This is a genomic window from Streptococcus sp. WM07, from assembly GCF_004570525.1.
GTDB lineage: Bacteria > Bacillota > Bacilli > Lactobacillales > Streptococcaceae > Streptococcus.
In genome coordinates this window covers 1-8,783 of the sequence record NZ_SPPZ01000062.1, presented here as the reverse complement: position 1 = coordinate 8,783, position 8,783 = coordinate 1, and the positions used below count along the sequence as shown (strand labels likewise).

Below are 8,783 nucleotides of genomic sequence, written 5' to 3'. Positions count from 1 at the left end.
CTGTTGGATGACAATCAAATTCAGAAGCTATTTCAGTCAAATAGGCATCAGGATGAGCTTCAAGATAGGCTTTTAGTTTATCTCTATCAACTTTTCTTGGTTTCGTCCCTTTCACCTGATGGTGAAGGTCGCCTGTTTTCTTTTGGAGTTTTATCCATTCATAAATGGTGTTGCGCGAAATTTGGAAAATCTCAGCGGCTTCAGAAATATTACCTGTTTTGTTACAATAGCTGAGAACTTTTTTACGGAAATCTATTGAATAAGCCATAAAGATATTCTATCACAAATGTACGGTTTTTGTTTCATTTTAGTATACTATGCTAAAATGAAACAAAAAGAATATGAACAGACTCTCGTGGAGTCTAGAGAGGGAGTTGCTCTGAATAAGAAAAGTTTTTATGCACTGGATAATTTTCTATCTGAAAAAATTAAAAAAGGGCAGCGATTGAACCATATCATTGCTTCAAATAACTTAGGTGTTTCCCGAGCTACTGTATACCGTTCGACTTTCCTAGAATTGTTAAATTCAAAAAAAGAAAATCTCGACAGTTACCTCCTATACCTACTAAGGTAAGAAAAATAGATCCTATCAAGATTTTCTAAACTTTATACAGGAAAACCACTTGAACTCCTGGCTAGAAATGGACACTGTTATTGGAAAAACGGGTGGTAAAGTCCTCTTAACCTTTAATATCTCCTTCTGTAATTTCATCTTTGCTAGACTTATGGAAAATAAAACCGCTGCGGAAGTTGTCCGACAGATACAAGTCTTAAAAAGAGACTTACATCTAGCCAACATGGAGTTTTCCAAAATTTTTCCTGTTATTCTAACTGACAATGGCGGCGAGTTTACCTATGCGGATGAAATTGAAAAAGACTACTCCACACAACTGCATCTCTTTTTCTGCGACCCTCAAAAACCTTCTCAAAAAGGGAAAATCGAGAAAAATCATACTCTTGTCAGGGATATTATACCAAAAGGAGAATCCTTTGATGACTTGACACAAGAGGATATTAATCTCGTCATGTCTCATGTCAATAGTGTGAGACGCTTCGGGCTAGGAAATAAAACAGCCTATGAGATATTTACATTCACTTTTACTCCAGAACTAGCATCAGTACTTGGAATTGTACACATTCCTGATGACAAAGTTCGGCAATTACCTACCTTACTCAAGAAATAAGCATAATATAAGGCTCAGCTTCTTTAGTTTTCCGGTACCGGAAAACTAAAATTCAATCAAGAAAAATCTCATTCGAAATTCTAGCATACTGGAACTTACTCTAAGACAGACCGGTTTTAGGGTTTTTTGGCGTGCTAAAAATTTTTAGAAAAGAATCGTAAAACTTTTAATTCTCGCTCACATGATTAAAAACAGATTTTAGTCTAAGACTAAAATCTGCATTTGGGGGCTATTTTCTCAGACTAACTTCCTAATCATTCTTTAGTGGAACTTACTTTGAGAAGTTACCCTTTTCTCTTACCTGGGTAAGGTAAACGTTTAGCCTGCTGGCGAGAAATGCGAATCACCCGTCTAGAACCTTGAACGGGTAAGGCAACTACTTTCAAAGGAAAGCTTGCAAGAGATTTTGCAAAACGAACCCGTGGTCTCGGATCCCCCATTCCTTGCCCCTTCAAATAGCCTTTTCGAATCGAAATATCTAAGTAATACTGATAAACCTGGAGACCAAAATTTTCAGCCGAGATTTCAAACAGTTTCTCTTGCCATTTCTTTTCCTTTGGATAAGGCGTTGCCAAAAGAGCTTCTAAAATAGCTCCTCCTAAATCCGTAGGTTCTTGGTACAGAGTCCCAAACATTTTGTCTGAAACCAAATTATCTAGATAGGGATTAGATTGAGCAATAATCGGTGTCCCACTCGCTAGACTTTCCAAAAAGGTTAATCCTTGAGTTTCACTCGTCGAAGCTGAAACAAAAAAATCCGCCATCCGGTAATAGAGCACCGTTTGTTCTGGAGGGACCATACCTACGAAGAGCACCTTGTCCTCGACCCCCATTTCTTGGGCTAAGGACTTGAGATTTTCCAGATAAGGACCATCACCCGCCACGATTAAACGCACTTTATCATTTTCATGTAAAACTTCCGGTAGAGCACGAATAATTGCTTGAATATTTTTTTCATAAGAAACTCTCGATAGACTCAAGAGAATCTTAGTATCAGGAGCCAGAGCCAGGGACTCTCGAAGTTCCTGAATGGCTTCATCTTGCTCTTGTAATCGAATAAAACGATCCAACTCAATACCAGTCGGTATCACCCGTTTCTCTGGCTCCACGCGATAACCCACTAGGAGATTGTAGACAATCTCACTTGGGCAAACCACCCCGTCCACCTCATCTAGGAAAGAGCGCACCATGTACTTAATCATGCCAGGACGAATCAACATTCCCTTGGCAATATAGTGGACATAATCCTCATACTGAGTATGATAGGTATGAATCACAGGAATTTCCAATTCCCGTGCTATCCAAAGTCCCAGAAAACCTAATGCAAACTCGGTTTGAGTATGGATCAAATCCAACCGGTGCTCCTTAGCAAGCCCCAACGCCTTACTAAAACCACGATAGGCAACTCGACGATCCTTAAAAGCAAAAAATGGAACACTCGGGATGCGGATAATTCGATGCTCCGCTGCAGGGTCTACATCCCGATCAGTAGTCGTAAAAATAAAGACATCGTGTCCCTGCTCCTCAAGTTCCTCCCTGAGGGTTCGGATACTCGTTGCCACACCGGATACTTGCGGAAAATAGGTATCCGTGAACAATCCAATTCTCATCTCACATCTCCAATACTTGACGATAGACCTCTACTAACTGCTGGGCAACCTCTTCCATAGATCGACTTTCAGCTACTTGGTAACCTTTTTCACGCTTGTCCTCTTGACCAGCTAGAATAGCTTGAATCCCTGCTACAAAATCCTCATTGCTCTTACCCAAGATAGCAGACTGGTCATCAATCCAGCCCTTGTAAACCGGTATATCCCGTAAGACAACATGTTGATGGCTAGCAAAAGCTTCTAAAACAACAATTCCTTCCGTCTCTTCATAACTTGGGAAGAAAAAGAGACTACTTCCACTCATAGCACCTTGGAAAACAGCTCCCTTAAAATAACCTGGGAATTGAACATTCGCTGGATGATCACCAGACACAACCCGACGAATCTCGCGAGGGATCATCCACTTGTTAATCCCTCCAAACCAGATAAACTGAACTTCTGGCAGCTGCTTAGCTACCTCAATAAAATCCAAAATTCCTTTGCGTTTAAAAAAGAGGCCCGCACAAACAACCACCGGTTGCCCTGCTTCCAAGCCAAAATGGTCATAGAAGACTTGTTCCTTTTTAGGATCAGGCCGGTACTTGCTTAGGTCAATACCATTTGAAATCGCAACGATTGGGGTATCCACCCCGTAGCCACGAATAAGATCTTTTGCATACTCTGTTGGCGTAATTACCAAATTCGCCTGCTGATACATATGCTTTAAATAAGCCCCCACAGCAGGAGCTAAGAGATTCGAACCAATAAAAGAATTGGCAAAATCTTCTCGGGTCGAATGACCATGAACAATAACTTTTTTCCCTTGCCTCTTAGCTTGATGTAAAAGTCTCAGACTCTTAGGGCCATAGGTGTTAATGTGAACCAAATCGTATCCAGTAGATGGATCTGTGGTATAAGGAATCCCTGCTAAATCAAGGGCCCGCATTTGATGCTGAAGAGCACGACCAATCCCCGACTTCTCAAGAACCGCCTTTCCCTCCAAATACAGTAGAACTTTCATACTCATATTATAAACAAAAGCAACCCAAAATAAAAGTCGGAGCTCAAAAAAGGGAACCATTCATGACAGATCACTAATGATTCCCTTAAACTGTTCTATTATTTACTTGAACGAGTCGATTGACGTTCTGTCAAGCCGTGAGCCAATTGTACTTCTCGCTCTTCTACTTCTTCCTTATTCATAATTTTCGTCAACATCCGCATGGAAATCGCTCCAATATCATAGAGAGGTTGATGAATAGAAGTCATATTTGGACGACTATACAGAGTGACTTGCGAATTATCACTGGTAATTAACTCGAAATCCTCTGGAATTCGAATTCCCTTATCACTCAATCCATTCAAAAGACCAACTGCCAATTCATCTCCTGAAACAATAGCAGCCGTCGCACCAGAAGCCATTATTCGCTCAGCCAAAGCATAACCTTCCTCATAATTGTGTTTAGCTTCAAAAATGAGACCCTCACTGTATTGATGTTTGGCTTTTTTGAGACCGTCACGGTAACCTGGTAAGCGCATTTTTCCATTGATATCATCCACCAAAGGTCCTGTTACAAAAGCAATCTTTTGATTGTGTTCTGCTAAATGTTGAACAGCATCAGCTGTTGCTTTGCGATAATCAATGTTCACACTTGGCAATTGCTGTTCAATATCTACGGTTCCAGCTAAAACAACAGGGGTCCGAGAGCGTGAAAATTCTGAACGAATCTTTTCAGTCAAATGGTAACCCATGAAAATAATGCCATCAACCTGCTTAGAAAACAAGGTGTTCACAACAGATACTTCACGGTCATCATCCTCATCGCTACTTGCCAAAACAATATTGTATTTATACATCTCTGCAATATCTTCGATCCCTTTGGCCAAACTAGCAAAATAGGATGAGGTAATATTTGGAATCACAACCCCAACTGTTGTTGTCTTTTTACTAGCCAGACCACGAGCAACCGCATTCGGGCGATAGTCTAGTCGGTCAATCACATCTAAAACTTTTTTTCGAGTATTTTCTTTTACATTTTTGTTTCCATTCACCACTCGGCTGACTGTCGCCATGGAAACTCCAGCTTCACGGGCGACATCATAAATAGTTACAGTATCGTCAGTATGCATAATCAACCTCCCAATTCAATTTTGAAAACTACGCTTTCACCTTGACATAACTATAGTTTATCATTTTTTGTAAACACTTTCAAACGTTTTGAGATTTTTTTCTAAAAAATACAAATGGCGATTCCCCATTGCATAATTTAAAGAATTTTGACACAATAGAGATATCAGATAATGAATATAGGAGGTTAAATATGAAGAGTACTGTTGACTTACTTCGTTTACGAATGCGTGAGCAGGGCATTGATCTGGCTATTATTTCAGATCCAACCAGCATCGCCTATCTAACGAATTTTCAATCGGATCCTCATGAAAGACAATTCTTCTTCTTTCTTCCGCTTGACGGCAGTCCAACCTTGTTTACACCCGAACTTGATCGGGACCGTGCCAAGGCACTCGTTTCTTACAATATTGTGAGTTATCACGATTCAGAAAATCCTTGGCAAAAAATCCAAAGCTTCCTATCTCGTGAACGCTACCGAATTGGCTTAGAGTTTCAACATCTTCGCCTACGACAATATTATGAACTCATGCAAATTTTAACGGGGCAGGTGGTGGATCTTAGTCCCACCATCGAAAACATCCGCCTCTATAAAACACCCGCAGAACTAGAGCTGCTCCGAAAAGCTGGGCAGATGGCTGATTATGCTCTCTCTCTCGGTTTCAAATCCATCTCCAAGGGCAAAACAGAACTTGACATCATCGCTGCCATTGAAGGCCCCCTACGAAGTCAAGATGTCTCTATGAGTTTTGAGACTATGGTCTTAGCCGATAAGCACGCAGCCGATCCACATGGCGTCCCAACTAACCGCCCACTAAAGAACAGATCCCTTCTTTTATTTGATTTGGGAACTTGGCATCAAGGCTATGCTAGTGACGTCAGCCGTACCGTCGCCCTTGGTCAGCCAACAGTCCTTCAAGCTACCATCTATGATATCGTCCTTGAAGCCCAATTAGCAGCTATGGAGGCTATCAAACCTGGTGTTACAGCCGGTGAAATTGATGCAGTAGCCAGAGACATTATCAGTAAAGCAGGTTATGGGGAATACTTCAATCATCGTCTCGGACACGGCATTGGCCGAAGTCTACACGAATACCCCTCTCTAAATCAAGGCAATTCCCTCGTTTTAGAAGAAGGAATGACCTTCTCTGTTGAACCAGGAATCTACCTTCCCAACAAGGTTGGAGTCCGCATTGAAGACTGCGGAGTCGTTACCAAGACAGGGTTCGAAGCCTTCACCCATACTCCTAAAGAATTACTTCAATTTAAACTATAAAAACAGGTGAGCACTCGCTCACCTGTTTTATTTATCCTAGAATACTTCCATTTGGAATCGCATCATCAACCGTAATAACAGACAAACGATCCTCGAATTCAGCTGAGAGAATCATTCCTTGACTAACCAAGCCCATCATTTTACGAGGTTTCAAATTGGCCACAATTTGCAATTTTTTCCCAAGTAAAACTTGTGGATCTGGATAATAGGCCGCAATTCCAGATAGAATTTGGCGATCTTGACCATCACCAGCATCCAAGCGGAATACCAATAACTTCTCACTCCCCTCCACTCGCTGAACTTCTTTAACCTCAGCTACCCGAATTTCCACCCTGTCAAAATCATCAAATTGAATAGCCTTTTTGTTTAGCAACAAATCAACCTTTGTTGGATCCCACTCTTCTTCTTTTTTATCACCTGACATCTGAGATTTAATGTAGGCAATTTCTTCCTCCATGTCCAAGCGAGGGAAGATCGGTTGCCCCTTGGCAACAACCTGGCTCTCCGTTGGGATGTTACCAAAGGCTAAATCTTCTAAAGAGCTAACCTCAGCCAAGCCTAATTGATTCAGAATGGAACGGCTGGTCTCCATCATGAAGGGTTGGAGAAGAGCAGCAACCAATTGTAGACTAGCTACTAGATGGCTCATCACACTTGCCAATAGCTCACGGTCCGCCTCATCCTTAGCCAAAACCCAAGGCTGAGTCTCATCAATATACTTATTGGTCCGCATGATGAACTTCCACACCACCTCCAGAGCACGTGGAAGATTCACTGCTTCCATCTGCTTCTGGAACTCTCGAATTGTTTCCTCCGCTTTGGACTCCAAATCCCTATCAAAGGCCGTAACATCTGTCTTAAATGCAGGCACCTGACCACCAAAATACTTATTCACCATCGCTACGGTTCGATTCAACAAATTACCTAAATCATTGGCTAATTCATAGTTGATACGACCAACATAATCTTCAGGTGTAAAAGTACCATCAGAACCAACAGGAAGTGAGCGCATTAAATAATATCGAAGAGCATCCAAACCGTAACGCTCAACAAGCATCTCAGGATAAACCACGTTCCCCTTGGATTTAGACATTTTTCCATCCTGCATTACAAACCACCCATGAGCAATCAGACGTTTTGGAAGTGGCAAATCAAGCATTTTCAAAATGATTGGCCAATAAATGGAGTGGAAACGAAGAATATCCTTCCCAAGCATATGAATATCCGCAGGCCAGAACTTGACAAAGTTTCCATCCTCATCCTGTCCATAACCCAAAGCTGTAATATAGTTAGCAAGGGCATCAATCCAAACATAAATCACATGCTTAGGATTGGAAGGTACCGGGACTCCCCAAGTAAAGCTAGTCCGTGAAACAGCCAGATCCTCTAAACCAGGTTCAATAAAATTCTTAAGCATCTCATTCATCCGACCATCAGGACTAATAAACTCAGGATGTTCTTTAAAATAGTCTGCTAACCACTGAGAATACTTACTCAAACGTAGGAAGTAAGACTCCTCTGAAACCCATTCTACCTCGTGACCTGAAGGAGCAATCCCGCCAATAACAGTCCCTTCCTCATCCCGGAAGACCTCAGTCAATTGCGTTTCAGTAAAGAACTCTTCATCAGAAACAGAGTACCACCCTGAATATTCCCCCAAATAAATATCATCTTGCGCCAACAGCTTCTCAAAAATCTGAGCAACAACGGCCTCATGATCCGCATCCGTTGTACGAATAAAACGGTCATACGAAATATCTAAAAGTGACCACAACTCTTTAACATCCTTGGCCATACCATCGACATAAGCTTGCGGCTCAAGACCAGCTTCTGCTGCCTTATCTTGAATCTTCTGACCATGTTCATCCAATCCAGTCAAGTAGAAGACATCATAGCCCATCAAACGCTTATAACGTGCTAAAACATCGCTAGCAATTGTTGTATAAGCTGAACCAATATGCAAACGCCCACTTGGATAATAAATAGGCGTACTAATATAAAACGATTTATCAGACATCATTTACTCCTCAAAATTACTCCTCTTATTATACCACGCTCCAAAAGCCACAAGCAAACCAAAATACAGATAATCCAAATAGCCTTAATAGAGAGTCTTTGACCCTATTCCTGAAAAGCAACAGAGTCAAAAACACTTCCCAAAACAGATCCCTTCAACAGTACTCTTCAGCTCCCGCTTCCTCATAACTTTCGAATACCTCGAAAGTTCTACACCATCAAAAAAACAACTAAACAGAATACAACCAAATCTCCTGAGGGAAGACAGGATCTTGTTGCGAAGTTCCTTCGCTTTATTCCCATGCACATCCACTCAATTCCTGAGTGGATGAGCGAGCGACACCTTGGTTCCAAACTTAGAAACAGGAGGCAAATCTTCTTATTTCGGTCTCTGCTTTAAACTTCGCTATTGGACTTGGTTTGGGAAACACAAAAAAGATGACATTTCTGTCATCTTGTCTAGTCGGGAAGACAGGATTCGAACCTGCGACACCTTGGTCCCAAACCAAGTACTCTACCAAGCTGAGCTACTTCCCGTAGATGTAATTTAGGTCTTTACTTCGTATTATAAATTCCTATTTCTATAACAT

At 41.4% G+C, this 8,783-nt stretch carries 6 protein-coding genes, 1 tRNA gene and 1 pseudogene; 2 read left to right on the top strand and 6 right to left on the bottom strand.

The genetic code is table 11. The features are described from left to right. A partial coding sequence (locus tag E4T71_RS07430) for an IS630 transposase-related protein (protein ID WP_135038577.1) occupies nucleotides 1-268 on the bottom strand: 268 nt, incomplete at its 3' end. Nucleotides 269-313: 45 nt separating this feature from the next. On the opposite strand from E4T71_RS07430, the pseudogene E4T71_RS10265 reads away from it, so the two are divergent. Then, a pseudogene (locus E4T71_RS10265) lies at nucleotides 314-1,184 on the top strand (IS30 family transposase); the annotation flags it as partial. A gap of 284 nt (nucleotides 1,185-1,468) precedes the next feature. Here E4T71_RS10265 and E4T71_RS07420 read toward each other — a convergent pair. The 3 genes from E4T71_RS07420 to ccpA form a co-directional block, all read right to left on the bottom strand. Continuing rightward, nucleotides 1,469-2,794 (bottom strand): glycosyltransferase family 4 protein, encoded by a 1,326-nt coding sequence (locus tag E4T71_RS07420; protein WP_135038573.1) that lies wholly within the window; start codon nucleotides 2,792-2,794, stop codon nucleotides 1,469-1,471. A gap of 1 nt (nucleotide 2,795) precedes the next feature. After that, a complete protein-coding gene (locus E4T71_RS07415) occupies nucleotides 2,796-3,794 on the bottom strand; it encodes a glycosyltransferase family 4 protein (protein WP_135038571.1) in 999 nt (332 codons plus the stop codon). A gap of 98 nt (nucleotides 3,795-3,892) precedes the next feature. After that, entirely contained in the window at nucleotides 3,893-4,903 is a 1,011-nt protein-coding gene (ccpA, locus tag E4T71_RS07410; protein ID WP_135038569.1) for a catabolite control protein A, read from the bottom strand. 191 nt (nucleotides 4,904-5,094) lie between these two features. On the opposite strand from ccpA, the gene E4T71_RS07405 reads away from it, so the two are divergent. After that, complete coding sequence (locus E4T71_RS07405) at nucleotides 5,095-6,177, top strand: Xaa-Pro peptidase family protein (RefSeq protein WP_135038567.1); 1,083 nt, start codon at nucleotides 5,095-5,097, stop codon at nucleotides 6,175-6,177. A 31-nt stretch (nucleotides 6,178-6,208) separates the two neighbouring features. Here E4T71_RS07405 and metG read toward each other — a convergent pair whose 3' ends face one another. Together metG and E4T71_RS07395 are read right to left on the bottom strand one after the other, a co-directional pair. Continuing rightward, a complete protein-coding gene (gene metG / locus E4T71_RS07400; RefSeq protein ID WP_135038565.1) occupies nucleotides 6,209-8,194 on the bottom strand; it encodes a methionine--tRNA ligase in 1,986 nt (661 codons plus the stop codon). A 462-nt stretch (nucleotides 8,195-8,656) separates the two neighbouring features. Further along, nucleotides 8,657-8,730, bottom strand: a tRNA-Pro gene (locus tag E4T71_RS07395). Nucleotides 8,731-8,783 lie beyond the last annotated feature (53 nt).

What these genes read in the sequence shown, in the direction of transcription:
- E4T71_RS07420 (WP_135038573.1), bottom strand. Translation starts at nt 2,794, where the DNA reads ATGAGAATTGGATTGTTCACGGATACCTATTTTCCGCAAGTATCCGGT.
- E4T71_RS07415 (WP_135038571.1), bottom strand. Translation starts at nt 3,794, where the DNA reads ATGAAAGTTCTACTGTATTTGGAGGGAAAGGCGGTTCTTGAGAAGTCG.
- ccpA (WP_135038569.1), bottom strand. Translation starts at nt 4,903, where the DNA reads ATGCATACTGACGATACTGTAACTATTTATGATGTCGCCCGTGAAGCT.
- E4T71_RS07405 (WP_135038567.1), top strand. Translation starts at nt 5,095, where the DNA reads ATGAAGAGTACTGTTGACTTACTTCGTTTACGAATGCGTGAGCAGGGC.
- metG (WP_135038565.1), bottom strand. Translation starts at nt 8,194, where the DNA reads ATGTCTGATAAATCGTTTTATATTAGTACGCCTATTTATTATCCAAGT.